This is a genomic window from Pantoea sp. Pa-EAmG, from assembly GCF_030024295.1.
Taxonomy (GTDB): domain Bacteria; phylum Pseudomonadota; class Gammaproteobacteria; order Enterobacterales; family Enterobacteriaceae; genus Pantoea; species Pantoea dispersa.
The window spans coordinates 1-26,345 of the sequence record NZ_JASEWO010000047.1; the positions used below are offsets into that span (position 1 = coordinate 1).

Sequence of the window (26,345 nt, forward strand, 5' to 3'; positions counted from 1 at the left end):
GTTAACAATTCGCTATGTTAATCACTATCCTGCGCGCAGTTGCGCTAAGGGATAATTAAAAAAGCAGCAGGAAATACACACAACATCACAATCTGCGCAGTTTATGTTCTGCGCAACATTCACACGAAGGAGTAGGAACATGCAGATTCGCAAAGTGGCATTATCGCTTCTGCTGTTGGGCACAGCAGCGGGCGCGGCCCAGGCGGAAGATCTCACCGGCACCCTGAAAAAAATCAATGATAGTGGCGTGATTGTCGTGGGGCACCGTGAGTCATCCGTTCCCTTTTCTTACTACGACAACCAGCAGAAAGTGGTGGGCTATTCGCAGGACTACTCCAACGCCATTGTTGCCGCCATCAAAGCGAAACTGAATAAGCCGGATCTGCAGGTCAAAATGCTGCCGATCACCTCGCAAAACCGTATTCCACTGCTGCAAAACGGCACCTACGATTTCGAGTGTGGCTCGACCACCAACAACGTAGAGCGTCAGCAGCAGGCGGCGTTCTCTGACACCATCTTCATCATCGGTACGCGTCTGCTGGTGAAGAAAGGTGGCGACATCAAAGACTTCGCCGATCTGAAAGGCAAAACCGTGGTCGTCACCTCGGGCACCACCTCTGAGATTCTGCTGCGCAAGCTGAATGACGAGAAGAAAATGGATATGCGCATCATCAGCGCGAAAGATCACGGTGACTCGTTCCGCACGCTGGAAACCGGTCGCGCAGTGGCCTTCATGATGGATGACGCGCTGCTGGCCGGTGAACGTGCCAAGGCGAAGAAACCGGATAACTGGGAAATCACTGGTACGCCGCAGTCCAAAGAAGCTTATGGCTGCATGCTGCGTAAAGACGATGCGCCGTTTAAACAGCTGATGGATGACACCATCGCCAAAGCGCAGACATCGGGTGAAGCCACCAAATGGTTCGATACCTGGTTCAAACAGCCAATTCCGCCGAAGAACCTGAACCTGAACTTCGAGCTGTCTTCTGACATGCAGGCGCTGTTTAAAGCACCGAACGACAAAGCACTCTGAATTAACAATGAAAACAAGGGCGGCACTGCTGCCCTCTCGATTGCTGAACACGCGGTGCGGACAGACAGACTGTAACAGGCCGTTCCCCTGAAGCAGGACACAAGACACCGCTCAACAATCTTATGGGTAGCCTCGCTACCCTTTTTTTACCGGAGCTCGTTATGGGTATCGATTGGAACTGGGGCATCTTTTTACAACAGGCCCCGTTCGGCAATACGACTTACCTCGGCTGGCTGTGGTCCGGATTTCAGGTAACCGTTGCGGTTTCCTGCTGTGCCTGGATTATCGCCTTCCTGGTAGGTTCCTTCTTTGGCATTCTGCGTACCGTGCCTAATCGCTGGCTGTCCACGATTGGCACCTGCTACGTGGAGCTGTTTCGTAATATCCCGCTGATCGTGCAGTTCTTCTTCTGGTATCTGGTGGCGCCAGAACTGGTCGGGGAGAAGCTCGGCATGTGGTTTAAGGCTGAACTGGACCCGAACATCCAGTTTTTCCTCTCTTCAACCATCTGTCTCGGTCTATTCACCGCCGCACGTGTGTGTGAGCAGGTGCGCGCCGCGATTCAGTCGCTGCCGCGCGGCCAGAAAAACGCCGGTCTGGCGATGGGCCTGACGCTGCCGCAGACCTACCGCTACGTGCTGCTGCCTAACGCCTACCGCGTGATTGTGCCGCCGATGACCTCGGAAATGCTTAACCTGGTGAAGAACTCCGCCATCGCCTCTACCATCGGTCTGGTCGATCTGGCGGCGCAGGCGGGCAAGCTGCTGGATTACTCGGCGCATGCCTATGAATCTTTCACCGCTATCACCCTGGCCTACGTCGGTATTAACCTGGTGATCATGCTGATTATGAGTCTGGTAGAACGCAAAATCCGCCTGCCCGGCAACCTGGGAGGCAAATAATGTACGATTTTGACTGGAGTTCGATTCCGCCCAGCCTGCCCTATCTGCTTAACGGCATGATCATTACGCTGAAAATCACGGCAGTGGCGGTAGTGTTTGGCATTATCTGGGGCACCATTCTGGCGGTGATGCGCTTGTCCGCGTTCGCCCCGGTCCGCTGGTTCGCCAAACTGTACGTGAACCTGTTCCGCTCGGTGCCGCTGGTGATGGTGCTGCTGTGGTTCTATCTGGTGGTTCCCAGCTTCCTGCAGCAGGTGCTTGGCCTGTCGCCAAAAACCGATATCCGCCTGATCTCCGCCATGGTGGCGTTTGCGCTGTTTGAAGCCGCTTACTATTCGGAGATTATCCGCGCCGGTATCCAGAGCATCTCGCGCGGCCAGTCCAACGCGGCGCTGGCGCTGGGTATGACGCAGTGGCAGTCGATGAAGCTGATCATCCTGCCGCAGGCGTTCCGCGCCATGGTGCCGCTGCTGCTGACGCAGGGCATCGTGCTGTTCCAGGACACCTCGCTGGTGTATGTGTTGAGCCTGGCGGACTTCTTCCGCACCGCGTCCACTATCGGTGAACGTGACGGTACCCAGGTAGAAATGGTTCTGTTTGCCGGTCTGGTCTACTTCGTGATCAGCCTGAGCGCTTCGCTGTTGGTCAGTTATCTGAAAAGAAAAAGGACGGTTTAAATGATTAGCCTGAAAAATGTTTCTAAGTGGTATGGGCACTTTCAGGTGCTGACCGACTGCTCCACCGAAGTGAAGAAAGGTGAGGTAGTGGTGGTCTGCGGACCGTCCGGCTCCGGTAAATCGACGCTGATTAAAACGGTGAACGGGCTGGAGCCCGTGCAGCAGGGCAGCATTCAGGTGAACGGTACCGAGGTGAACAACAAAAAAACCAATCTCGCCCAACTGCGCAGTAAAGTGGGCATGGTGTTCCAGCACTTCGAACTGTTCCCGCATCTCAGCATCATTGATAACCTGGTGCTGGCGCAGGTGAAAGTGCTGAAGCGCGACAAAACTGCCGCACGCGACAAGGGCCTTGCCCTGCTGAAGCGCGTGGGTCTGGCGGCGCATGCGGAGAAATTCCCTGGTCAGCTGTCTGGCGGTCAGCAGCAGCGCGTCGCCATCGCCCGTGCGCTGTGCATGGATCCTATCGCCATGCTGTTCGATGAACCGACTTCCGCACTGGATCCGGAGATGATCAACGAAGTGCTGGACGTCATGGTGGAGTTAGCCAACGAAGGCATGACGATGATGGTGGTGACGCACGAGATGGGCTTTGCACGCAAAGTGGCGAATCGCGTCATCTTTATGGACGAAGGAAAGATCGTTGAAGACACCAACAAGGATGACTTCTTCAGCAATCCGCAGTCCGACCGTGCCAAAGACTTCCTGGCGAAAATCCTGCACTAATACTCACAATTCTGGCGGTCCACGGACCGCCAGCGTCAGGGCTTATCTTGCCCCCGCCTGCACTTCACCAAAATCGATATATTGCTGCTGTGATGTGGTACCCGACTGCGCAAGGCATAGCGTCTTGCCGCACCGGCATGAATCCTCCTGGAGCCTGCCGCCGCGCCTTCCCTGGCGCGGAGGCTGCCGCAAGTCACTATGCCTTGCGCACCATTAAGTTTCATCATCGCGGTAACTAAATGCGCGCATACCGCCGCATCTGCTTTTTTACGGCAGAAGGGATCCTGAACTAAGCCGGACGTCACGCGGCAGGGATGCCGCGTGTCGAGGCACGCAGGGATGCGGGTTTTGCCGATCCGGGCGTGTTCAGGTTCCCTTCTGACAGTCCGCACGCCTTCAGCAGCAATACTTTTTTTGCTTTAGATCACGGTGATAATTCAGGGCTCAAACGGCTGACGCTGGAACTGATCGTGGCCGCACTCCGGGCAGCGCGTCAGGCTCTCCGGGGTGTAAATCGCCCGGGTAAAGCCGCACTTTTCACACACCAGGTTACCCAGTCCCACCACTTCGCCGCTCTGATACACGCCGTGATGCCGCAGATCCTGAAACACTTCGCGCCACTCCAGCTGGCTCTTATCAGTGATATCGGCCAGCTCTTTCCACAGGCTTTCACGAATCACCCGCAAAAACACTGAATCGCCGAGCGCTTCGCTGGATTCCTGATAGCTGAGCGCGAACTCGTGCAAATCGCGCCGCACCGCGCGCATGACCTCGTCGACTTCGGCGGTGGTCAGCGTCTGTTTCTGCAGCAGCGCGCTGCGCGCCTCGGCGACCAGTGCGTCGACATCACGCTCGCCACGCTCCAGCCGCTGGGTTAATGCTGCTACCGTTGCACGATACTCCTGCGCCACATTATTCATTTTGTTCTCCTTTCCGCTGCGGATGCTGAGTTAAGTTTAGCCGCTTTGCCATATTTGCTGCGCTTAGCGCAGAGGAAATCGCAAAAGGGTGAAAGCGCTGGCGCATTCCGCACAAATCACGCCGCCAGAGGGCGTCAATTGTTGTTGAGGGGCGGCCTTATGGGTATGCTATGCGGATCAAAAGTGTTTAAAAAACGATTTCACAAGGACCACAGGCAGCCATGCAAGAGCAATACCGCCCGGAAGAGATAGAATCCCGCGTCCAGCAGCACTGGGACGAAAACGAAACCTTCAAAGTGACCGAGCAGGAAGGCAAAGAGAAATACTATTGCCTGTCTATGCTGCCCTATCCTTCTGGCCGCCTGCACATGGGCCACGTGCGTAACTACACCATTGGCGATGTGATTGCGCGCTACCAGCGCATGCTGGGCAAAAACGTCCTGCAGCCGATTGGCTGGGATGCCTTTGGCCTGCCCGCCGAAGGGGCGGCGGTGAAAAACAACACTGCGCCAGCACCCTGGACCTACGACAACATCGAATACATGAAAAACCAGCTGAAACTGCTGGGCTTCGGCTATGACTGGAGTCGCGAACTGGCGACCTGTCAGCCTGAGTATTACCGCTGGGAACAGTGGTTCTTCACCAAACTGTACGAAAAAGGTCTGGTCTACAAAAAAACCTCCGCAGTCAACTGGTGCCCGAACGACCAGACCGTACTGGCGAACGAACAGGTGATCGATGGCTGCTGCTGGCGCTGCGACACCAAAGTCGAACGCAAAGAGATCCCGCAGTGGTTCGTGAAAATCACCGATTACGCCGAAGAGCTGCTCAACGACCTCGATAAGCTGGAAGACTGGCCGGAGCAGGTCAAGACCATGCAGCGCAACTGGATTGGCCGTTCTGAAGGTGTGGAGATCACCTTTGACGTGGCCAACAGCGCGGAAAAAGTCACGGTTTACACCACCCGTCCGGACACCTTCATGGGGGCAACCTATGTCGCCGTGGCAGCCGGTCATCCTCTGGCGCGCCAGGCTGCCGTCAACAACCCGGCGCTGGCTGACTTCATTGCTGAATGCAGCAACACCAAAGTCGCCGAAGCGGACATGGCTACGATGGAGAAGAAAGGCATGGCCACCGGCCTGCACGCTATCCATCCGCTGACGGGCGAAGAGATTCCGGTCTGGGTCGCTAACTTCGTGCTGATGGAGTACGGCACCGGTGCCGTAATGGCCGTACCGGGTCATGACCAGCGCGACTGGGAATTCGCCACCAAATACGATCTCAACATCAAACCGGTGGTGCTCAACCTCGACGGTACCGTGCCGGATATCAGCGCCGCGGCGATGACCGAAAAAGGCACGCTGTTCAACTCGGGCGAGTTTGACGGTCTGGACCACGACGCTGGCTTCAACGCCATCGCCGATGCGCTGGCGGCCAAAGGCGTCGGCGTGCGTAAAGTAAACTATCGCCTGCGCGACTGGGGTGTGTCACGCCAGCGCTACTGGGGTGCGCCAATTCCGATGGTGACGCTGGAAGATGGCACCGTAATGCCAACGCCAGAAGATCAGCTGCCGGTAATTCTGCCGGAAGACGTGGTCATGGACGGTATCACCAGCCCAATCAAAGCCGATCCGGAGTGGGCGAAAACCACCGTCAACGGTCAGCCGGCGCTGCGTGAAACCGACACCTTCGACACCTTTATGGAATCATCGTGGTACTACGCGCGTTACACCTGTGCGAACTACAACGAAGGCATGCTGGATCCGGCGGCAGCGAACTACTGGCTGCCGGTCGATCAGTATGTGGGCGGTATCGAACACGCCATCATGCACCTGATGTATTTCCGCTTCTACCACAAGCTGCTGCGCGACGCGGGCCTGGTCAACTCTGACGAGCCGGCCAAACGTCTGCTGTGTCAGGGCATGGTACTGGCTGACGCCTTCTACTACGTCGGCGCCAACGGCGAGCGCAACTGGGTTTCTCCGGTTGACGTTAACGTCGAGCGCGACGAAAAAGGCCGCATCACCAAAGCCATCGACAATCAGGGCCGCGAAGTGATCTACGCGGGCATGAGCAAAATGTCGAAGTCCAAAAACAACGGCATCGACCCGCAGCTGATGGTTGAGCGCTACGGCGCAGATACCGTGCGCCTGTTCATGATGTTTGCCTCCCCGGCGGAAATGACGCTGGAGTGGCAGGAGTCAGGCGTGGAAGGCGCAAACCGCTTCCTGAAACGCGTGTGGAAGCTGGCGTACGATCACGTGGCTAAAGGCGCGACCGTGGCGCTGGATGTCAACGCGCTCAACGATGAGCAGAAAGCGCTGCGTCGCGATCTGCACAAAACCATCGCCAAAGTGGCGGATGACATCGGCCGTCGTCAGACCTTCAACACCGCGATTGCGGCGATCATGGAGCTGATGAACAAACTGCTGCGCGCGCCGCAGGAGAGCGAACAGGATCGCGCCCTGATGCAGGAAGCGCTGGTCGCCGTAACGCGCCTGCTCTATCCATTCACCCCGCACGCCAGCTACGTGCTGTGGCAGGCACTGGGTGGCGAAGGCAGCATCGACGACGCCAGCTGGCCGGTTGCCGATGAAGCGGCAATGGTAGAGGATTCGCTGCTGGTGGTAGTGCAGGTCAACGGTAAAGTGCGTGGTAAAATTACCGTGGCGCCGGATGCGACGCAGGAACAGGTGCAGGCGCGTGCGGCACAGGAGCATCTGGTGGCGAAATATCTGGATGGCGTCACCCTTCGTAAAGTGATTTATGTCCCTGGCAAACTGCTTAACCTGGTCGTAGGTTAAGTTCAGGAGGAACTGTGCGACAACTCGTTATCAGGCTGTTTGTCCTGCTGGCAGTGCTGGTCACTGCCGGCTGTGGTTTTCATCCGCGCGGCACCACGCAGGTGCCACCGGAAATGAAAACGCTGATCGTCCAGAGCGGCGATCCGTATGGCCCGCTGGCGCGCACCGTGCGTCAGCAGCTGCGCATCAACGATGTCAAAATCGTTGAAGACAGCAAAGCGGCCAGTGCGCAATACCCGACGCTGCGTCTCGGCGCGGAGAGTCAGGGACGCGACACCGCGTCGGTATTCATCAGCGGCACCACCGCCGAATACTCGCTGGTGATGACCGTCAGCGCGCAGGTGTTGCTGCCGGGTAAAGGCATTTATCCGATCAGCACCACGGTGTACCGTTCGTTCTTCGACAACCCGAACGCCGCGCTGGCGAAGGATGCCGAGCAGGATATGATCGTGCAGGAGATGCGTCAGCGTGCCGCCGAACAGCTGGTACGTAAGCTGCTGACGGTACACGCCGCGCAGGAGAGCAACAAAGAGACGCTGCCGCAACCTGAAGTGATTGCGCCAGGCGCGGACTCACCGGAAGTGCCCTCCTCGTCAGCCACCAGTCTGCAATGATCAGGATCTATCCTGAACAACTGCGCGCGCAGCTTCGAGAGGGGCTGCGCGCCTGTTATTTTCTCACCGGTAATGAACCCCTGCTGATTCAGGAGAGCGCAGATGCCATCCGCGCTGCCGCCGCTCAGCAGGGCTTCGACGAGCATTTTTCCGTCAGCGTTGATGCGCAGACTGACTGGGAGGCGATTTTCGCCAGCTGTCAGTCGCTGAGCCTGTTCACACAGCGCCAGACGCTGACGCTGCAGCTGCCGGAAAACGGCCCCAACGCCGCCATCGCCGAACAGCTGGTGAAACTGGCGGCGCTGCTGCACAGCGACATTATGCTGGTGCTGCGGATGGCGAAGCTGACCAAAGCGCAGGAAAACAGCGCGTGGTTCAAAGCGCTCAGCGCCAGTGCGGTGCTGGTGCCGTGCCAGACGCCGGAACAGGCGCAGCTGCCGCGCTGGGTGGCCGCCCGCGCGAAAGCCCTGCAGCTGAGTATTGATGACGCGGCAATTCAGCTGCTCTGCTACTGTTATGAAGGTAATCTGCTGGCGCTGGCCCAGGCGCTGGAGCGGCTGTCGCTGCTGTGGCCGGATGGCAAACTGACGCTGCCCCGCGTGGAAGAAGCGGTGAACGATGCCGCGCATTTCACGCCGTTTCACTGGGTTGATGCGCTGCTGGCCGGCAAGAGCAAACGCGCGCTGCACATTTTGCGTCAGCTGCAAAAAGAGGACAGCGAAGTGGTGATTCTGCTGCGCACGCTGCAGCGCGATCTGCTGACGCTACTGCAGCTGCAACGCCAGCAGGCGAAGCAGCCGCTGCGCACGCTTATGGATCAACAACGTATCTGGCAGAACCGCCGTGCCCTGTTCACTGAAGCGCTGCAGCGACTGGATGCGCAACGGCTGCAGCAAGCGGTGCATCTGCTGGCTCAACTCGAACTGACCATGAAGCAGGACTACGGTCAGAATCTGTGGCCGCAGCTGGAGACGCTGTCGTTGCTGCTGTGCCATCGTGATTTTCCGCTGGGTTTAACTGATGTCTGACCTTTACGCGCTGTTTGGCGGCACCTTCGATCCAATTCATTTCGGGCATCTGCGTCCGGTCACCGCGCTGGCGCAGCAGGTTGGCCTGCAAAAAGTGACGCTGCTGCCGAACAACGTGCCGCCGCACCGGCCACAGCCGGAAGCCAGCGCCCAACAGCGCGTGGCGATGCTGTGCTGCGCCATTGCCGATCGTCCGCTGTTTGATATCGACACGCGCGAGCTGACGCGCACCACGCCGTCATGGACGGTGGACACGCTGGAAACCCTGCGCGCCGAGCGCGGTGCACAACAGCCCCTCGGGTTTATCATCGGTCAGGATTCTCTGCTAACGTTAGGAAAATGGCATCGCTGGCAGGAGCTGCTGTCGCTGTGTCACCTGCTGGTTTGTCAGCGTCCAGGCTACGCTGCGCAGATGGCTACGCCAGAGATGCAGCAGTGGCTGGATGCGCACCGCGCGCATGAGGTGCAGCAGCTGCATCGCGCACCGGCAGGCCACATCTGGCTGGCCGATACGCCGCTGTTCGACATTTCTGCCACTGAGATTCGCCAGCGCCGCCATCATGGCCAGGACTGCGCCGATCTGCTGCCGGCGGCGGTGATCGACTACATCGATCGCGCGGGCTTATATCGCGATTGATCGCCGCGTGCTATACTGCGCCGCTTCATTTTTGGCTGCGTTTTCCGGGGCATTCAGCCTGCCCATAATCACCTGTTTTTAAGGGGAACCTTTTGCAAGGCAAAGCACTCCAAGAGTTCGTTATTGATAAGATTGATGATCTCAAAGGCCAGGACATCGTTGCGATTGATGTGCAGGGCAAATCCAGTATCACCGATTGCATGATTATCTGTACCGGGACCTCCAACCGTCACGTCTCCTCCATCGCTGACCATGTGATGCAGGAATCGCGCGCGGCTGGCCTGAAACCGCTCGGCGTCGACGGCAAAGCGGCTGCTGACTGGGTTGTGGTCGATCTCGGTGAAGTGATCGTGCACGTGATGCAGAAAGAGAGCCGCCAGCTGTACGAGCTGGAAAAGCTCTGGAGCTAAAAGTTGAAACTGCAGCTTGTCGCCGTCGGCACCAAAATGCCCGACTGGGTTCAGACCGGTTTCATGGAGTACCTGCGTCGCTTTCCCAAAGATATGCCGTTTGAGCTGACTGAAGTGCCGGCCGGTAAACGCGGCAAAAACGCCGACATCAAACGCATTCTGGAAAAAGAGGGTGAAGCGATGCTGGCGGCGGTGGGCAAAGGCAACCGCATTGTGACGCTGGATATTCCCGGACAGCCGTGGGAAACGCCGCAGCTGGCGCAGCAGTTAGAGCGCTGGAAGCTGGACGGGCGTGATGTCAGCCTGCTGATTGGTGGGCCGGAAGGCCTGGCGCCGGCGTGTAAAGCGGCAGCCGAGCAGAGCTGGTCACTGTCCGCGTTAACGCTGCCGCACCCGCTGGTGCGTGTGCTGGTGGCGGAAAGCCTGTATCGTGCCTGGAGTATTACCACTAATCACCCTTATCACCGTGAATAAACGCCTGACAACCTCCAGACAATAAACGCAGCGGATGAAATTACAGAGCAACGCTTTTCGCGATTACACTGCCGAACAGAAACTGTTTGTCCGCCGCGCCCTGGTGGCCTTTGTCGGCATCCTGCTGCTCTCCAGCGTGCTGGTGGTCAATCTGTATCATCTGCAGATCCTGCGCTTCGACGACTACAGTACCCGTTCAAACGAAAACCGCATCAAACTGGTGCCGGTTGCCCCCAGCCGCGGCATCATCTATGACCGCAACGGTGTGCCGCTGGCGCTCAATCGCACCATTTACCAGGCCGAGCTGGTGCCGGAAAAAGTCGATGACCTGAAGCAGACGCTGCAGGATCTGCGGCCGGTGCTGGATTTGACCGACGACGATATCGATGCGTTTGAAAAAGAGCGCAAGCGCTCGCGCCGCTTTACTTCGATTCCGGTCAAAACCGGCCTGAATGAAGTGCAGGTCGCGCGCTTCGCAGTGAACCAGTACCGTTTCCCGGGCGTGGAAGTGAAAGGCTACCAGCGCCGCTACTACCCTTACGGCCAGACGCTGACGCACGTGGTGGGTTACGTCTCGAAAATCAACGATCGTGACGTCAAGCGCCTTGATGAAGAAGGCAAATGGCCGAACTACGCGGCCACCCACGACATCGGTAAGCTCGGCATCGAAAACTATTACGAAGATGTGCTGCACGGCAAAACCGGTTACGAAGAGGTGGAAGTTAACAACCGCGGTCGCGTGATCCGTCAGCTGCATGAGCAGTCACCGCAGGCCGGACGCGATATCTGGCTGACCATCGATCTCAAGCTACAGCAGTACATCGAAACCCTGCTGACCGGCAGCCGCGCCGCCGTGGTGGTGAGCGATCCGCGCACCGGTGAGATTCTCGCGCTGGTCTCCACACCCAGTTACGATCCGAATCTGTTTGTCGATGGTATTTCGAGTAAAGATTATAAGGCGCTGCTCGGCGATGAGAACCGCCCGCTGTATAACCGTGCGCTGCAGGCATCGTATCCGCCAGCCTCCACGGTTAAACCTTATGTGGCGGTCTCAGCGCTCAGTGCCGGCGTGATCAACCGTAATACCAGCCTGTTCGATCCAGGCTGGTGGCAGCTGCCGGGCTCGGAAAAACGCTACCGCGACTGGAAAAAGTGGGGCCACGGTCGCCTCAACGTCACCAAATCGCTGGAAGAGTCGGCGGATACCTTCTTCTATCAGGTGGCCTATGACATGGGCATCGACCGCCTGTCGGAGTGGATGACCAAATTCGGCTACGGCCACCGTACCGGTATCGACCTGCCGCAGGAGAGCCCCGGCAACATGCCGACGCGCGAATGGAAGATGAAGCGCTTCAAGAAGCCGTGGTATCAGGGCGATACCATTCCGGTCGGTATCGGCCAGGGCTACTGGACGGCGACGCCCGTGCAGATGAACAAAGCGCTGATGATCCTGATTAACGACGGCGTGATTAAAGTGCCGCACCTGCTGCGCGCCACCCGTGAAGGCAACAGCATGGTGCCGTATCGCCAGCCGCCGGATGCGCCGATTGGCGACATTCACTCCGGCTACTGGGAGATCGCCAAAGACGGGATGTATGGCGTGGCCAACCGCGCCAACGGCACCGCGCACAAAAGCTTTGCCGATGCACCGTACAAGATTGCGGCGAAATCCGGTACCGCACAGGTGTTTGGCCTGAAAGAGAATGAGACTTACAACGCGCACAAAATTGCCGAACGGCTGCGTGACCATAAGCTGATGACCGCCTTCGCGCCGTACGACAAGCCGCGCGTCGCCGTCACCATGATTCTGGAAAACGGCGGTGCCGGCCCGGCGGTGGGCACCGTGATGCGCCAGATTCTCGACCACATAATGCTGGGCGACAACAATACCGTGCTGCCAGAAGCCGCACCCATGCCGCCCGGCTACGAAGGTGAATAACGATGTCGATGAACGATAGTCCCCAGAAAAGAACGATCTGGACGCGTATCCATATCGACCCGCTGTTTATGCTGATCATCATCAGCCTGCTGGCCTACAGCGCCATTGTTATCTGGAGCGCCAGCGGCCAGGATCCGGGCATGATGGAGCGCAAGCTCGGGCAGATTGCCATGGGCACCATCATCATGCTGGTGATGGCGCAGGTGCCGCCGCGCGTGTATGAAAGCTGGGCGCCCTACCTCTACATTGTCTGCGTGATTTTGCTGGTGGCGGTCGATGCCTTCGGCCACATCAGTAAAGGGGCGCAGCGCTGGCTGGATCTCGGTTTTGTGCGCTTCCAGCCGTCGGAAATCGCTAAAATCGCCGTGCCGCTGATGGTGGCTCGCTTCATCAACCGCGATGTCTGCCCGCCAACGCTGAAAAACACCGGCATCGCGCTGGTGCTGATTTTCATGCCGACGCTGCTGGTGGCGGCGCAGCCGGACCTCGGTACCTCCATTCTGATCGCCGCCTCCGGCCTGTTTGTGCTGTTCCTCTCGGGCATGAGCTGGAAGCTGATTGGCGTGGCCGTGCTGCTGGTGGCGGCGTTCATCCCGATTCTGTGGTTCTTCCTGATGCACGATTATCAGCGCGACCGCGTGATGATGCTGCTCGATCCGGAGAGCGATCCGCTCGGTGCCGGCTACCACATTATTCAGTCCAAGATTGCTATCGGCTCCGGCGGCCTGCGCGGCAAAGGCTGGCTGCATGGCACCCAGTCGCAGCTGGAGTTTCTGCCCGAACGTCACACCGACTTTATCTTCGCGGTGCTGGCGGAAGAGCTCGGCCTGGTGGGCGTCCTGCTGCTGCTGGTACTTTATCTGCTGCTGATCATGCGCGGGCTGGTGATTGCCGCACGCGCGCAAACCACTTTTGGTCGCGTGATGTCCGGCGGCCTGATGCTGATTCTGTTTGTGTATGTTTTCGTTAACATTGGCATGGTTAGTGGTATCTTACCGGTGGTTGGCGTGCCGCTGCCGCTGGTGAGCTACGGCGGATCGGCGCTGATTGTGTTAATGGCCGGATTTGGCATCGTGATGTCGATCCACACTCATCGAAAAATGTTATCTAAAAGCGTTTAAGAGGCTGCACATGCGTAAGGACTGGCTTGGGGTTGCTCTGGCATCACTGGTACTGGCTGCCTGTTCCACACCGGAACAGCAGACGAACACGGCCCCGCCGCAGCCGGCCTACAATGGCCCGGTGGTGGAGATTCCCGGCGTGGAGCCGCGCTATGAGCCGATCAATCCCTCTACCAGCCAGGACTACAGCGTCAACGGCAAAACCTACCGGGTGATTAAAGATCCGTCTAACTACAGTGAAGTTGGTCTGGCAACCTGGTACGGTGAAGAAGCGCAGGGCAACCGCACCGCGCTGGGTGAAACCTACGATCCGGACGCGTTAAGCGCCGCACACCCTACCCTGCCGCTGCCAAGCTACGTGCGCGTCACCAACCTGGCCAACGGCCGGCAAATTGTGGTGCGCGTCAACGATCGCGGCCCTTATACGCCGGGCCGGATTATCGACCTGTCGCGCGCCGCGGGCGATCGCCTGAATATTTCCAATAACACCCGCGTACGGGTGGATTACATCAAGGTAGCGCCGGACGGTTCGGTGTCCGGCCCGGGCACCATCGGCACCACCGTGGCCAAACAGAGCTATGCGCTGCCGGCACGGCCTGACCTGAGCGGCGGCATGGTGATGACCGGCGCCAGCAGCGCGCCAGCGCCTGCCGCACAGGACGTCCGCGCGGTGGATAACAGTTCACTGCAGAGCAACGGCAACATCGGTGCACCGGTGCAGAGCAGCGGCTTTCTCGGCGCACCGCAGCCGTTAGCCAGCGGCGTACTGGAAGGCAGCGCGCCGGCCACAGCGGTTGCCGCCAGCCCTGCCGCACCGGCTGCGGCTGCGGCAGCGAGTCCGGCTCCGGCCAGCCACAACGCCAGCGCCCATGCCGGCAGCGGTTTTGTGGTACAGGTTGGCGCCCTGAATGATGCCGCACGCGCCCGGCAGATGGCGGACAGCCTTGGCCAGCGCTTTGGTGTACCCGGCGCGGTGGAAGCCAATGGCAACGTCTATCGCGTGCAACTTGGCGGTTTCAGCAGCCGGGCTCAGGCCGCGGCGCTGCAGCAGCGTCTGAGCACTGAAGCGCAGATCAGCTCCTTTATTACCACGGCCCGCCCGTCAATGTGACGGGCCGTGCCCTTGCCTGCTGACACTGAGGCATAAAGCCAGATGTCGCACGATGGCAGCTTTGCTATAGTAAGGCACTTTTTTCACTCTTAACCCCACGGATGCTGTAGTCCTGAACATGAATACGCTGAAACCTTCTCGTTTTCTGAAACGCCTGACAGTGGGATCACTGGTCGCTCTCTCCCTCAGCCACGTTGCCTTTGCAGATGATGTTAATCTGAAAACCATGATTCCGGGCGTGCCGGACATCGATGCCGAAGCTTACGTGCTGATCGACTATAACTCCGGCAAAGTGCTGGCGGAAAAGAACGCGGACGCGCGCCGCGACCCGGCCAGTCTGACCAAAATGATGACCAGCTACGTCATCGGCCAGGCGGTCAAAGCGGGCAAAATCCATCAGGATGACATTGTTACCGTCGGTAAAGATGCCTGGGCAACCGGCAATCCGGTGTTCAAAGGCTCCTCGCTGATGTTCCTCAAGCCGGGCGATCGCGTACCGGTCTCTCAGCTGACGCGCGGCATCGTGCTGCAGTCCGGTAACGACGCCTGCGTGGCGATGGCCGATTACGTCGCCGGCAGCCAGGACGCGTTCGTTAACCTGATGAACAACTACGTGGGCGCGCTGGGCCTGAAAAATACCCATTTCCAGACCGTGCACGGTCTTGATGCTGACGGTCAGTACAGTACGGCGCGTGACATGGCGCTGATTGGTCAGGCGCTGATTCGCGATGTGCCGGATGAGTACGCGGTCTACAGAGAGAAAGAGTTCACCTTTAATAACATCCGCCAGATGAACCGTAACGGCCTGCTGTGGGATACCAGCCTGAACGTCGACGGCATCAAAACCGGCCACACCGAAGCCGCCGGCTACAACCTGGTGGCGTCAGCGACCGAAGGCCAGATGCGTCTGATCTCGGCGGTGATGGGCGGTCACACCTTCAAAGGCCGTGAAACCGAGAGTAAAAAGCTGCTGACCTGGGGCTTCCGCTTCTTCGAAACCGTGGCACCGCTGAAGGCGGGCAAAGAGTTTGCCTCTGAGCCGGTATGGTTTGGCAACAGCGATCGCGTGCAGCTCGGCGTGGAAAAAGATGCCTACCTGACCATCCCGCGCGGCCGCATGAAAGACCTCAAGGCCAGTTACGTGCTGAACAACACCGAACTGCACGCGCCGCTGCAGAAAAACCAGGTCGTGGGCAGCATCAACTTCCAGCTGGATGGTAAAACCATTGAACAGCGTCCGCTGGTGGTGCTGAACGAAGTGCAGGAAGGCGGTTTCTTCAGCCGCATCATCGATTACATCAAACTGATGTTCCATCACTGGTTCGGCTAAGGCGCGCTTGAAAAATCGCCAATCCGTCCCCAGATAAGCTACTATATTGCTCCCGCTTCGGCGGGAGCCTGTTTTTTATGCACCGGAGTTAATATGAAAACCAAACTGAATGAACTGCTCGAATTCCCGACGCCTTTTACCTACAAAGTGATGGGCCTGGCGCAACCGGAGCTGGTTGATCAAGTGGTTGAAGTGGTGCAGCGTCATGCGCCCGGCGACTACAGCCCTGACGTGAAGCCCAGCAGCAAAGGCAATTATCACTCGGTGTCGATCACCATTAACGCCACCCACATCGAACAGGTGGAAACCCTGTACGAAGAGCTGGGCAACATCGAAATCGTGCGCATGGTGCTGTAATGCTGACGCTGGTAAAGGCCGCTTTGCCAGCGTTATACTCTGCCCTCCACTCGCTACCGGACTTCTGCTTTGTCTGCTAATACGCTTCTTGTTCGTCAGCTTGGCCAGCGCGACTGGCAGCCCGTCTCCGATGCCATGCATCACTTTACCGATCGGCGCGACAGCGCCACCGCCGATGAAATCTGGCTGGTGGAACACCCCGCGGTGTTTACTCAGGGCCAGGCGGGCAAAGCCGAACATGTGCTGGTGCCGGGCGATATTCCGGTGGTACAGAGCGATCGCGGCGGCCAGGTGACCTATCACGGCCCGGGCCAGCAGGTGATGTATGTACTGATTGACGTTAAACGCCGCAAGCTGGGCGTGCGCGATCTGGTCACCGCACTGGAAGAGACGGTCATCGCTACGCTGGCTGATTACGACATCAGCGCGCGTGCGCGTGCGGATGCGCCCGGCGTATACGTTGGCGATGCGAAAATCTGTTCGCTCGGCCTGCGCATCCGTAAAGGCTGCTCGTTTCACGGTCTGGCGCTCAATGTTGCGATGGATCTGGCGCCCTTCCTGCGCATCAATCCCTGTGGCTATGCCGGCTTGCAGATGACGCAGATCAGCGTCTTCCGGCCCGGCATCACGCCGGCGGACGTGCAGCCGCGCCTGGTGCAGCATTTCGCGCGCCTGACCGGCTTTAGCGATACGGAATGGCATGATGAGGTCGCGTGCTGACCTTGACCGTACGTGCGCATTTACAAAATTGTAACTTTCGCCACGGCTTATCGGCTGCTTCTGCCCCGGCGAGATGATATAATTTTTGCAATTTTTTCAAATAAAGTTGAAAGCCTGGTTCTCAGTTTGAGTGAGGAAGCTTTCAAATCGCAATCCCGACCGGAACCTGCAGATTTATGAGTAAACCAATTCAGATGGAACGTGGCGTCAAGTATCGCGATGCCGACAAAATGGCGCTGATTCCGGTAAAAACCGTGGTCACCGAACGCCAGGAAATCCTGCGTAAGCCGGAGTGGATGAAGATCAAGCTGCCTGCGGATTCCAGCCGCATTCAGGGCATCAAAGCGGCGATGCGTAAAAACGGCCTGCACTCGGTGTGTGAAGAGGCTTCCTGCCCTAACCTTGCCGAATGCTTTAACCACGGCACCGCCACCTTTATGATCCTCGGTGCCATCTGTACCCGCCGCTGTCCGTTCTGCGATGTGGCACACGGTCGGCCAAACGCGCCGGACGCCAACGAGCCGCTGAAGCTGGCACAAACCATCGCCGACATGGCGCTGCGCTATGTGGTGATCACTTCGGTGGACCGCGACGATCTGCGTGACGGCGGTGCACAGCACTTTGCTGACTGCATCAGCGCCATCCGCGAGAAAAGCCCGACCATCAAAATTGAAACGCTGGTGCCGGACTTCCGCGGGCGTATGGATCGCGCGCTGGAGATCCTCACGGCTACGCCGCCGGATGTGTTCAACCATAACCTGGAAAACGTACCGCGCGTCTATCGTCAGGTGCGTCCGGGCGCTAACTATGAGTGGTCGCTGAAGCTGCTGGAGCGTTTCAAAGAGGCGCATCCGGACGTGCCGACCAAATCCGGTCTGATGGTCGGTCTCGGGGAAACCAATGCGGAAATCATTGAAGTGATGCGCGATCTGCGTCGCCACGGTGTCACTATGCTGACCCTCGGCCAGTACCTGCAGCCAAGCCGTCACCATCTGCCGGTGCAGCGTTACGTCAGCCCGGCTGAATTTGATGAGATGAAAGAAGAAGCGCTGGCGATGGGCTTTACCCACGCTGCCTGCGGTCCGTTCGTCCGCTCGTCTTATCACGCTGATATGCAGGCGAAAGGCCTGGAAGTGAAGTAACCTCCTGCCGCGATTGCGCCCTGCTGCGGCGCAATCGCAAAAATTCTGCTTAAACCGCTTAATTCCTGTCGCAAATCTGTCGCTTTAACCGCTGAGGCCATAAGAGCCTGTTTATTATTTTATTTTCTCAGTGTTTTTTTCATAAAGGTCAGATTATGCAATCATCCTTTCATATCGATGAGCTCGATTTTATGCGGGCGGCGGATGTGTCAGGTCCATCCTCTGGTAGACCGCGAAGCGGCGCGTCGGGCGAAAGCCTGGATGCGCTAAAAGCGCGTACCACGCCCATGGATATCACTAATCCGTTCGTGACGCCCCATGCGTCGTGCGAACTGGCGTTTCTTGCAACCGCCATCAGCATCGACCACCGCTACGACGAAATTCATCTGCACCTGCCGCAAAGCGCGCAGCCTGCGTCTGCGCCCGCACTGCCTTTCACCGAACTGCGCAGCGTAACGCCGGATGAAACGCCGTTGCTGCCAGCGCTGCCGCCGCTGGAGTCAGCGCAGCAGGCCGCCGGCGAGAGCGTCTGGCACAGCCTGCCTGAGGTTCCGGCGCTCAGCCCGGCGCTGTCGCTGGTCAGCGCGCTGCCTGCGGCATGGTATGCAGCAGAACATCAGACGCCCCACCCGTCGGCTGTCCCCACGCCCACAGCCCGGCAGCCGCTGAACCTGCCTGAGGTGGCTGTGCTGCGCGACATACAGCAACCCGACTATGCGGTGGATTACGATGACAGCGGTGAGCCGAAAATGTTTAGCGGCACGCTGGCGGCCGGCGCTCAGGTGCATATTTATATCGATAATGTGCTGATCGAGGTGGTAACCGGCGACGAACAAGGTCTCTGGCAGTTCGCTCAGCCCACCGATTTAAGCGCGGCACAGCATGTTTTCAGTGCAGAGTTCGTCGATGAACAGGGGCATGTCAGCAGCCGTTACAATAAGTTGATTACCGTACTGCCGCAGCCTGCCGCCATTATCACGCCGATTGATGACAGCGATCTCAGCGCGATTGATTGTGCACTGATGGAACTGGCGATGCAGCAGGATGATATTGCGCCCGCTATTCTGCCGCTGACCTTCAGCGAAGCATGGCTGGATGAGTGGAACAATGCTGACAGCACACTGACCGCCAGCGGCGATCATGGTGGCAACCTGCCAGGCTGGGATGAACCGCTGGAACATCACATTGTCTGGCACTAAAAAAACGAAAACCAGACTGTAGCAGTCTGGTTTTTTAACGTAATAAATATTTACACTTATTGACGTTCAGCGCAGAGATTACTCTTTATGGCCGACGCGTTCAGCAGGCGTTTCTTCGGCACTGCTTTTGGTTGCGGTGGATTCATCATCTTTCATGGCTTTTTTAAAGCCCTTGATTGCGGAACCCAGATCGCCACCCAGTGAACGTAACTTGTTGGTGCCAAAAAGCAGTACGATAAGCGCACCGATGATCAGCAGTTTGGCAATACTGATACCTTCCATATTTTACCTTTCAACCTTCGCGAAAAACGGACAGCACTATTAACGCGCAGTTATTCACCACGCTCAACTGCAATCTGTAACAGAGTGAGATCCCCGTTCAGATAAAGCGGCTGAGAAACGCCTGAGTGCGCGGATGCTGCGGATTGCCAATCACCTGCTCCGGCGGGCCCTGTTCTACCACCACGCCGCCATCCATAAACACCACGCGGTCGGCGGCTTCACGCGCAAAGCCGATTTCATGCGTCACCACAATCATGGTCAGGCCGCGATCGGCTAACGTACGCATTGTAGCCAGCACTTCCCCCACCAGTTCCGGATCCAGTGCCGAAGTCGGCTCATCAAACAGCATCAGCAGCGGTTTGATCGCCAGCGCACGGGCAATCGCCACGCGCTGCTGTTGTCCCCCCGACAGATGCCGCGGCCAGGCGTCGGCTTTATCGCTCAATCCGACCGTTGCCAGCAGCTCACGCGCGTGTTGCAGCACCTCATCGCGTGGGAACTTGTGCACGCCAATCGGCGCTTCCATGATGTTTTGCAGTACCGTCATATGGGGATAGAGATTGAACTGCTGAAACACCATGCCGATTTTCTGCCGCTGATGGGCAATTTTCCGCGCCGACAGGCGATGCAGCAGGCCGCGCTTTAGCGCATAACCAATCTGCTCGTCGCCCACCATAATCGAGCCGGCATTCATCTCTTCCAGATGATTAATGCAGCGCAGAAAGGTCGACTTGCCGGAGCCCGAAGGCCCGAGAATCACCACCACTTCGCCCGGGAACACATCAAGGTCGATGCCTTTCAGCACCGCGTTATCACCAAAGCTCTTTTGCACATTACGCGCGCGCACCAGCGGCTGAATCTCGCTCATACGTCCTCCTTTAAACGCGGGGCCGCAGCCAGCGCCGTGTCACTGCTGGCGCGTCGTTTGTTCACCACCACGGTACGTTTGCTGCCGCGCGCGTAGTAGCGCTCAATGGCTGACTGGCCGACATTGAGGATCGAGGTAATCAGCAGATACCAGATCACCGCCACCATCAGCATCGGAATGATTTCAAAGGTACGGTTGTAAACGGCCTGCACCGAATAGAGCAGATCGCCCATCGCGATGACGCTCACCAGCGACGTAGCTTTGATCATGCTAATCAGCTGGTTGCCGGTCGGGGGAATAATGGCGCGCATCGCCTGTGGAATGATGATACGCCGCAGCGCGCGGCTGCGGCTCATGCCAAACGCCTGAGTGGTTTCAACCTGACCGTGATCGACCGACAGCAGGCCGGCACGGATAATCTCCGCCATATAGGCGGCCTCGTTGAGCGCCAGACCGGCGATGGCGGCGGTCAGCGGCGTGATCAGATCGTTAGTATTCCAGCTGGCAAAGGTGATGTCCGTCCACGGCACGGTGATCGATAGCGTGGGAAACAGCGTCGACAGGTTGTACCAGAATATCAGCTGCACCAGCAGCGGCGTACCGCGAAAGAACCAGATGTAGAGCGCCGACACGCCGCTCAGCAGTTTATTCTCTGACAGCCGCCAGACCGCCAGCAGCAGCCCCAGCAGGGTGCCCAGCACCATCGACACCACCGTCAGACCGAGCGTCACCTGCAGCCCTTTTAGCACCGAGCCTTCGGTAAACCACTGCAGCACCACGTGCCACTCAAAATTGGGATTGGTCGCCACCAGCCACAGACCATTCGCTGCCAGCGTCAGGACCACGATCCAGCTAACCCAGCGTCCATACGCGGGCGCGCTACGGGCAAAAGCGACGTCGCGCTGCGGCACGTCAGCCTGATCCGTGGGGCGCGCGTTGGGGCCGACGGCACTCATTTTGCCGTCTCCTGCGCCAGGTTACGTCCCGGCTGCGGCAGCATGTTGCCGTCCAGCTGCCACTTTTTCATGATGGCCGCGTAGGTGCCGTTGGCAAACAGTTCTTTGTAGGCATCCAGCACCACCTCGCCCAGCGGCGAGCCTTTGGGAACAACCGTGCCCTGAAAGATATCGCCAAAGCCGTTTTTCTGCCCCTGACCAGACAGTTCAAGTTGCCCCTGCGCCTGCTCAATGAAATAGGTCAGCGGCGCCTGCGAGGAGAAGAAGGCATCCGAACGCTTCGAGCGCACCGCCAGTATCGACGAAGGCTGATCGGTAAAGGACTGCACCACGACTGCAGGTTTGCCCGCAGCCTCACAGGCGGCTGACTGTTTGCGGATCACCTGCTCCGCCGAACCGGCCGCCATTACCGCGATGCGCTTGCCGCAGGTATCTGCCAGACCGTTGATGTGCGCCGGATTGCCCTTCTGCACGCCAAACACCACGAACTCCTGCACGTAGTCGATGAAGTCCACCTTCTGCTGGCGATCCGGATAATCACCTATCGGCCCGATGGCCATCTGATAGCGTCCGGAATTAATGCCGGCCAGTACGCCGGACAGACCGCTCACCGTCGCGTGTTCAATTTTCACGCCCAGCAGCTGGCCGAGCGCCACGGTAAGATCGGCCGAGGCGCCATCCATTGAGTGCGGCCCGTTAACGATCTCATACGGCGGAAAGGAGCCGTTGTTTACCGAGATCATTTTGCCAGCCTGTTTGATCTGCGCTGGCAGCCGATCGTGCAGCGCCTTATCCATTTTTTGCGTCGGAATGGCGTCCGCTGCCTGGACGACGCTCGCCGTCAGGCCGGTCGCCAGCGCGATGGCGGTTAAAAGCATTTTCATCAGTCAGTTTCCCCCAGGCAGGTCAAAGTGATTGCAATTCCGGACGGGCAAAGCGGCGATTTTCCAGTACCGGCAGCACGCTGCGGGCGTAGGCGATGCGGGCCGGATCCAGTTCGGCAAACACCAGTGCAGCGCACTCCGGTGCCTTAGCAATCACCACGCCAAGCGGATCGATCACCAGACTGTTACCAATGTTGCGCGGCCCGCACTCGCCTACCGCCACCATGTAGCAGGTGTTTTCCAGCGCGCGCGCACTGGTCAGCAGTTCCCAGTGCATCTCCTTTAACGGTCCTTTTACCCAGGCGGAAGGCAGCACCAGCACGTCGGCACCGTCCAGCACCAGCCGGCGCGCCAGTTCGGGAAAACGCACGTCGTAGCAGGTCATCAGCCCGACTTTCATGCCAGCCACCTCAACCAGTGGCGGCACGGCATCACCCGGATTAACCCGCTGCGACTCCTGCATGGCGAAGGCATCGTACAGATGCAGCTTGACATACTGCGCGATGATTTCGCCATTACGCAGTGCAATCAGTACGTTGTGCGCTTTGTTATCCTGCGTCGGCACGTGCACGCTCATCATGGTGGTCAGCGCGTTACCTTTGCTGGTTTCCAGCAGCTGACTGACAAACGGCCCGTCCAGCGGCTGTGCGGCTTTTAACACCAGATCGGGATCGGCGATATCTCGCGCCAGCACGCCTTCCGGCAGCACCAGCAGATCGGCGCCCGCCGCCAGCGCATCCTGCATCAGACCACGACAAATGGCGGTGTTCTCCTGCCATTCGCGGCTAACGGCGAACTGCCCCATGGCTACTTTCATCTTCACTCCCCTCTGGCCGCCGCCGGGAAAATCTCCTCCGGCGAGAGCAACGTTGTGGTTAAGCCCTGCTGAAACAGCTCACGGGCGAAGTCGGCAATCATCCTTTTGTTAGCGGTAAATCCGTTTTGATTCCAGTCGGCAGGCAATTCCTGCGCGGTGCGTCGCAAATCATCCAGCAGCCACGGCGTGGTATCCGCGTACTTCTCGCGTTTGCGCATCCACAGCTGATACGCGCGATCGATCACCTCGCTCAGCGCCTGCGGCAGCCACGGATGCGCCGCCGCCAGCGCCGGCTTCAGCGCCAGCAGATGAATACCGGGCACATAGCCGACGCGGTTGAAGTAGTCGCGCTCAGCACTGACGAAATCCGCCTGCAGCTGGCGCAGACCGGAATCTTTCAGGAAAAAACCCTCAGGCATAAACGGCGTGAACACCGCATCCAGCTCGCCGGCTTTCAACAGTTCAATCAGCGGACGCTCGTCCGGCGCCGGTTCGATGCGGCCCGGGCGACCAAATCCCGCCAGCCGGTCAACAATCGGATGATCAGCGGTCAGGCGTCCGGCAAACCAGAAGGCGTCGTTGATATCGACGCCCGCTTCACGCAGCACGGTGCGCGTCCAGGTATTACCGGAGTCCTGCCAGCCGGTAACGCCGATTCTTTTGCCTTTCAGCTGGGCTGGGGTGGTGAGCGGGCTGGTTGTGGTGGTGATGATGCAGCGCTGGCGAAAGCCACGCATCAGAAAGTGCGGCAGGCCGAGCAGTGAATCGTCGCCGCGCGCCCGTGCCTGCGCATAGCGGCTGAACGACACCTCACCGCCTTCGTAGTGTTCACTGCTGGCCAGGTTATCCACCAGCGTGCCTACGCGGTCAATGACCAGCCTGAAGCCCTGTGGCTGAATATCGCCCAGCGCCAACGGCGTGAAGTAATCCCAGTCGCGCACCGCCAGTCTGATAGTGATCATCGTGTGCTTCTCCGTTTGTTCAGCCGCCACGCTGGCGCTGTGCATTTTTTCTGCAAATTGTGCTTGAATTTGAGTCTAAAACGCGAATACTAATCTGAACAATCATTTCTTTGTTACTGAACAAAGCTTTTTCTTATGACGCAAATTGTGGATGCAGAGTGGCTCAGCCAGCAGATTAACGACGCCTCGGTAAAAGGCATTACCCTCGCCGCGTCAACATTGATTCGCGACGGACAGATTGCCGTAGGCATGCAGATGCCGGCGGTGCGCGATTTGGCGGAGCGGCTGGGCGTGAGTCCGGCCACGGTATCCGCGGCCTGGGCGCAGCTGAAAAAGCAGAAAGTGCTGGCGGGTAAAGGGCGAAGCGGAATCTGGGTATGCGGCAACAGTGTGATGCCGCGACCGGTCCGCTTTGAGAAAATTGGCAACTATGGTGAAAACGTCAAAGCCGCGCTGGCGATGGCTGCGCCCGATCCGGCACTGCTGCCGGACCTGCGCCCGGCGATGCTGGCCGGGCTGGCTTCACCGCAGCTGAATAGCTATCAGCGTGAGGCGATTTCGCCACAGCTGCAGGCGGCCATTGCGCCGCGCTGGCCCTGTCCGGCGGAGGCGTGGCTGGCGACCGATGGCGGCTTTGATGCCATGAACCTGATAGTGCAGACGCTGCTGTCACCCGGCGATCGGGTGGTGATTGAAGATCCGACCGCGACGCGTCTGCTGGATATGCTCGACAACATCGGTGCCGAGATCCTGCCGCTGCCCGGTGATGAGCAGGGACCGCTGCCCGCAGTGCTGGCGACACACTTACAGAAAGCGCCAGCGATGTTCATTTATCAGCCACGCACCCACTCGGCGACCGGCTACAGCGTCAGCCAGCAGCGCAGCGAAGCGCTGGCGCAGGTGCTGGCGCAGAGTGCCACCCTGATTGTCGAGGATGACGGCATCGGCGATTTGTCGCGCTGGCCGGTATGGAGTCTCGGCCGCCACTATCCGCAGCGCACGCTGCACGTGCACTCCTTTTCCAAAGCCTACGGCCCGGATCTGCGGCTGGCGGTGGTATCCGGCACGGCAGAACTGGTGAAACGGCTGCAGTCGTGGCGTAACTTCGGGGTCAGCTGGACCAGCCGTATTCTGCAGGATGCGGTGGCCTGGATGCTGAGCGATGCGCCCACCCAGCAGCGCATACAGCAGGCTAAAGCCACGTATGCCGCGCGCCGTCAGCAGTTGCTGGCCGCACTGGCGCGGCACGGGCTGGTACAGGAAGATCGCGACGGCCTGAGCGTGATGCTGCCGGTGGCGTCAGAGCAGTATGCCATGATCACCCTCGCCGCCCGGGGCATCACCGTGCTGCCAGGCGAACGCTGCAGCATCAACAGCGGACAGTTCATTCGCGTCAGCATTGCGCGGCTGCCGGCCGATCAGCTCGACAGCATCGCCGATGCGTTAGTGATTGCCTGCGGACGCGAGCTTAATATCAGCCCAGATCTTTGATGTGATAGCGTGGCGATTCAACGTAGCCTTCTCGCGCATAAAACTGGTTAGCTTTCAGTCGCGAGGCGTGACAATGCACTTCCATGCGGTCGCAGCCGCGGGCACGCGCCAGTTGCTCGGCGTGGTTCAGCAGCTGCTGGCCGCTGCCTTTACTGCGCTCGCCCTCGGCGATACAGAAATAGCTGATGCGCGCGAAATCGCCCGCTAATGCCAGCTGCGGAATAAAGTGCAGCGAAAGAAATCCCAGCACCTGGTTACCGTGTTCCGCCACCAGCAGCGTCTCGTCGGGATGGGCGCACAATTGCGCCAGCCGATCGCTGATAAATTTTTCCGTGCCGCGATAACCCAGCTCGGTTAACAGTGCACTCAGGGCAAAGCTGTCTTTGGCCTGTGCTTCACGTATGTTCATCCTGCCTCCTCCGTTCCCTGACTGCTGTTATATAGCGTTGCCGCTGAAAAATCTGCAAGTAAGCTTTGTTATGAGTATGTTACGGGAATTATCTGTGAGCGACGCCGCAGAATGTGCCTTGTCATGCCGCTGTCACGCTGGCTTAAGGCTGGCTTAATCTTGCTTTGCCATGCTGGCATAAATGAAGTTGCGAGGCATGGCACATGAAGAATCTGGTACCGCACTGTTTTAATGAATGGCTGGCGCTGTCGCTTAGTACGCTGGTGATTATCGCCTGGGCCATTAGCTGGTGGCAGGGCTGAAAAAAGCACAAAAAAAACCCGCCATCAGGCGGGTTTTTAAAATTCTGACTGTTAACTTACAGAGCGGTAACGTTAGCAGCAGATGGGCCTTTAGCGCCGTCGGTGATTTCAAACTCTACACGCTGACCTTCAGCCAGAGTTTTGAAGCCGTTGCTCTGGATAGCAGAGAAGTGTACGAACACATCTTTGCTGCGCTCTTCTGGAGTAATGAAACCGATTCCTTTGGACTC

The 26,345-nt window shown here is 58.5% G+C and carries 28 protein-coding genes; 19 read left to right on the forward strand and 9 right to left on the reverse strand.

Translation table 11 applies throughout. The annotated features are described in order from the left end of the window. Positions 1-139: 139 nt before the first annotated feature. The 4 genes from QMM04_RS08890 to QMM04_RS08905 all read left to right on the forward strand — a co-directional run bounded on the left by QMM04_RS08890 (position 140) and on the right by QMM04_RS08905 (position 3,338). Positions 140-1,033: an amino acid ABC transporter substrate-binding protein gene (locus tag QMM04_RS08890; protein WP_104092691.1), complete on the forward strand. Its 894-nt coding sequence runs from the start codon at positions 140-142 to the stop codon at positions 1,031-1,033. A gap of 161 nt (positions 1,034-1,194) precedes the next feature. Then, positions 1,195-1,935, forward strand: coding sequence for an amino acid ABC transporter permease (locus tag QMM04_RS08895; protein WP_021508574.1), 741 nt, complete (start codon positions 1,195-1,197; stop codon positions 1,933-1,935). Further along, entirely contained in the window at positions 1,935-2,612 is a 678-nt protein-coding gene (gene gltK / locus QMM04_RS08900; RefSeq protein ID WP_152391251.1) for a glutamate/aspartate ABC transporter permease GltK, read from the forward strand. Before QMM04_RS08895 ends, gltK begins: the two co-directional genes overlap by 1 nt. Beyond that, positions 2,613-3,338 (forward strand): amino acid ABC transporter ATP-binding protein, encoded by a 726-nt coding sequence (locus QMM04_RS08905; protein WP_058757895.1) that lies wholly within the window; start codon positions 2,613-2,615, stop codon positions 3,336-3,338. A 437-nt stretch (positions 3,339-3,775) separates the two neighbouring features. On the opposite strand, the gene QMM04_RS08910 is transcribed toward QMM04_RS08905, so the two are convergent. Continuing rightward, positions 3,776-4,258, reverse strand: coding sequence for a zinc ribbon-containing protein (locus QMM04_RS08910; RefSeq protein WP_021508577.1), 483 nt, complete (start codon positions 4,256-4,258; stop codon positions 3,776-3,778). Positions 4,259-4,479: 221 nt separating this feature from the next. Here QMM04_RS08910 and leuS point away from each other — a divergent pair, with 221 nt between their 5' ends. The 14 genes from leuS to QMM04_RS08980 all read left to right on the forward strand — a co-directional run bounded on the left by leuS (position 4,480) and on the right by QMM04_RS08980 (position 19,144). Beyond that, on the forward strand, positions 4,480-7,062 hold the full coding sequence (gene leuS / locus QMM04_RS08915; RefSeq protein ID WP_152391253.1) for a leucine--tRNA ligase: 2,583 nt from the start codon (positions 4,480-4,482) through the stop codon (positions 7,060-7,062). Positions 7,063-7,076: 14 nt separating this feature from the next. Beyond that, entirely contained in the window at positions 7,077-7,676 is a 600-nt protein-coding gene (gene lptE / locus QMM04_RS08920; protein ID WP_021508579.1) for an LPS assembly lipoprotein LptE, read from the forward strand. Beyond that, complete coding sequence (holA, locus tag QMM04_RS08925) at positions 7,673-8,704, forward strand: DNA polymerase III subunit delta (protein ID WP_021508580.1); 1,032 nt, start codon at positions 7,673-7,675, stop codon at positions 8,702-8,704. The genes lptE and holA overlap by 4 nt, the downstream gene beginning before the upstream one ends. After that, positions 8,697-9,341, forward strand: a complete 645-nt coding sequence (gene nadD, locus QMM04_RS08930; RefSeq protein ID WP_282996032.1) for a nicotinate-nucleotide adenylyltransferase — start codon at positions 8,697-8,699, stop codon at positions 9,339-9,341. Before holA ends, nadD begins: the two co-directional genes overlap by 8 nt. A 92-nt stretch (positions 9,342-9,433) precedes the next feature. Next, positions 9,434-9,751 carry a ribosome silencing factor gene (gene rsfS, locus QMM04_RS08935; RefSeq protein ID WP_282996033.1) on the forward strand — a complete coding sequence of 106 codons (318 nt, stop codon included), beginning with the start codon at positions 9,434-9,436 and terminating at the stop codon, positions 9,749-9,751. Positions 9,752-9,754: 3 nt separating this feature from the next. Continuing rightward, positions 9,755-10,225 carry a 23S rRNA (pseudouridine(1915)-N(3))-methyltransferase RlmH gene (rlmH, locus tag QMM04_RS08940; protein ID WP_058757899.1) on the forward strand — a complete coding sequence of 157 codons (471 nt, stop codon included), beginning with the start codon at positions 9,755-9,757 and terminating at the stop codon, positions 10,223-10,225. Positions 10,226-10,259: 34 nt separating this feature from the next. Continuing rightward, positions 10,260-12,164, forward strand: a complete 1,905-nt coding sequence (mrdA, locus tag QMM04_RS08945; protein WP_021508584.1) for a peptidoglycan DD-transpeptidase MrdA — start codon at positions 10,260-10,262, stop codon at positions 12,162-12,164. An 8-nt stretch (positions 12,165-12,172) separates the two neighbouring features. Further along, a complete protein-coding gene (mrdB, locus tag QMM04_RS08950; protein ID WP_031279886.1) occupies positions 12,173-13,285 on the forward strand; it encodes a peptidoglycan glycosyltransferase MrdB in 1,113 nt (370 codons plus the stop codon). A 10-nt stretch (positions 13,286-13,295) separates the two neighbouring features. Further along, positions 13,296-14,396, forward strand: coding sequence for an endolytic peptidoglycan transglycosylase RlpA (gene rlpA / locus QMM04_RS08955; RefSeq protein ID WP_132465575.1), 1,101 nt, complete (start codon positions 13,296-13,298; stop codon positions 14,394-14,396). Positions 14,397-14,514: 118 nt separating this feature from the next. Then, the gene (gene dacA / locus QMM04_RS08960) at positions 14,515-15,726 is read left to right on the forward strand and encodes a D-alanyl-D-alanine carboxypeptidase DacA (RefSeq protein ID WP_021508587.1); all 1,212 of its coding nucleotides are present in this window, start codon (positions 14,515-14,517) and stop codon (positions 15,724-15,726) included. A 93-nt stretch (positions 15,727-15,819) separates the two neighbouring features. Then, positions 15,820-16,083 (forward strand): DUF493 family protein YbeD, encoded by a 264-nt coding sequence (gene ybeD, locus QMM04_RS08965; protein WP_010618866.1) that lies wholly within the window; start codon positions 15,820-15,822, stop codon positions 16,081-16,083. Between the two features lie 69 nt (positions 16,084-16,152). Then, entirely contained in the window at positions 16,153-16,803 is a 651-nt protein-coding gene (gene lipB, locus QMM04_RS08970; protein WP_282996034.1) for a lipoyl(octanoyl) transferase LipB, read from the forward strand. A 176-nt stretch (positions 16,804-16,979) separates the two neighbouring features. Beyond that, positions 16,980-17,945 (forward strand): lipoyl synthase, encoded by a 966-nt coding sequence (gene lipA / locus QMM04_RS08975; RefSeq protein ID WP_058757902.1) that lies wholly within the window; start codon positions 16,980-16,982, stop codon positions 17,943-17,945. A gap of 155 nt (positions 17,946-18,100) precedes the next feature. Beyond that, a complete protein-coding gene (locus tag QMM04_RS08980; protein WP_282996035.1) occupies positions 18,101-19,144 on the forward strand; it encodes a hypothetical protein in 1,044 nt (347 codons plus the stop codon). A 78-nt stretch (positions 19,145-19,222) separates the two neighbouring features. Here the strand turns inward: QMM04_RS08980 and tatE are convergent, their stop codons facing one another. The 6 genes from tatE to QMM04_RS09010 all read right to left on the reverse strand — a co-directional run bounded on the left by tatE (position 19,223) and on the right by QMM04_RS09010 (position 23,913). Beyond that, positions 19,223-19,426 (reverse strand): twin-arginine translocase subunit TatE, encoded by a 204-nt coding sequence (tatE, locus tag QMM04_RS08985; protein ID WP_010618871.1) that lies wholly within the window; start codon positions 19,424-19,426, stop codon positions 19,223-19,225. 97 nt (positions 19,427-19,523) lie between these two features. Continuing rightward, positions 19,524-20,294 carry an amino acid ABC transporter ATP-binding protein gene (locus tag QMM04_RS08990; protein WP_132465584.1) on the reverse strand — a complete coding sequence of 257 codons (771 nt, stop codon included), beginning with the start codon at positions 20,292-20,294 and terminating at the stop codon, positions 19,524-19,526. Then, entirely contained in the window at positions 20,291-21,250 is a 960-nt protein-coding gene (locus QMM04_RS08995) for an amino acid ABC transporter permease (RefSeq protein ID WP_021508592.1), read from the reverse strand. Before QMM04_RS08995 ends, QMM04_RS08990 begins: the two co-directional genes overlap by 4 nt. Then, positions 21,247-22,134 (reverse strand): ABC transporter substrate-binding protein, encoded by an 888-nt coding sequence (locus tag QMM04_RS09000; protein WP_104092684.1) that lies wholly within the window; start codon positions 22,132-22,134, stop codon positions 21,247-21,249. Before QMM04_RS09000 ends, QMM04_RS08995 begins: the two co-directional genes overlap by 4 nt. Before the next feature lie 22 nt (positions 22,135-22,156). Beyond that, entirely contained in the window at positions 22,157-22,951 is a 795-nt protein-coding gene (locus tag QMM04_RS09005) for a deaminated glutathione amidase (RefSeq protein ID WP_059010522.1), read from the reverse strand. Between the two features lie 2 nt (positions 22,952-22,953). Further along, positions 22,954-23,913 (reverse strand): nitrate ABC transporter substrate-binding protein, encoded by a 960-nt coding sequence (locus QMM04_RS09010; protein WP_150360913.1) that lies wholly within the window; start codon positions 23,911-23,913, stop codon positions 22,954-22,956. A 135-nt stretch (positions 23,914-24,048) separates the two neighbouring features. Here QMM04_RS09010 and QMM04_RS09015 point away from each other — a divergent pair, with 135 nt between their 5' ends. Next, positions 24,049-25,404 carry an aminotransferase class I/II-fold pyridoxal phosphate-dependent enzyme gene (locus QMM04_RS09015; protein ID WP_282996036.1) on the forward strand — a complete coding sequence of 452 codons (1,356 nt, stop codon included), beginning with the start codon at positions 24,049-24,051 and terminating at the stop codon, positions 25,402-25,404. Here QMM04_RS09015 and QMM04_RS09020 read toward each other — a convergent pair. Both QMM04_RS09020 and cspE read right to left on the reverse strand, forming a co-directional pair. Then, entirely contained in the window at positions 25,388-25,813 is a 426-nt protein-coding gene (locus tag QMM04_RS09020; protein WP_021508597.1) for a GNAT family N-acetyltransferase, read from the reverse strand. The two genes, QMM04_RS09015 and QMM04_RS09020, sit on opposite strands and share 17 nt — an antisense overlap. Positions 25,814-26,171: 358 nt before the next feature. After that, the coding region (gene cspE / locus QMM04_RS09025) for a transcription antiterminator/RNA stability regulator CspE (protein WP_282996037.1) at positions 26,172-26,345 on the reverse strand (174 nt) is incomplete at its 5' end.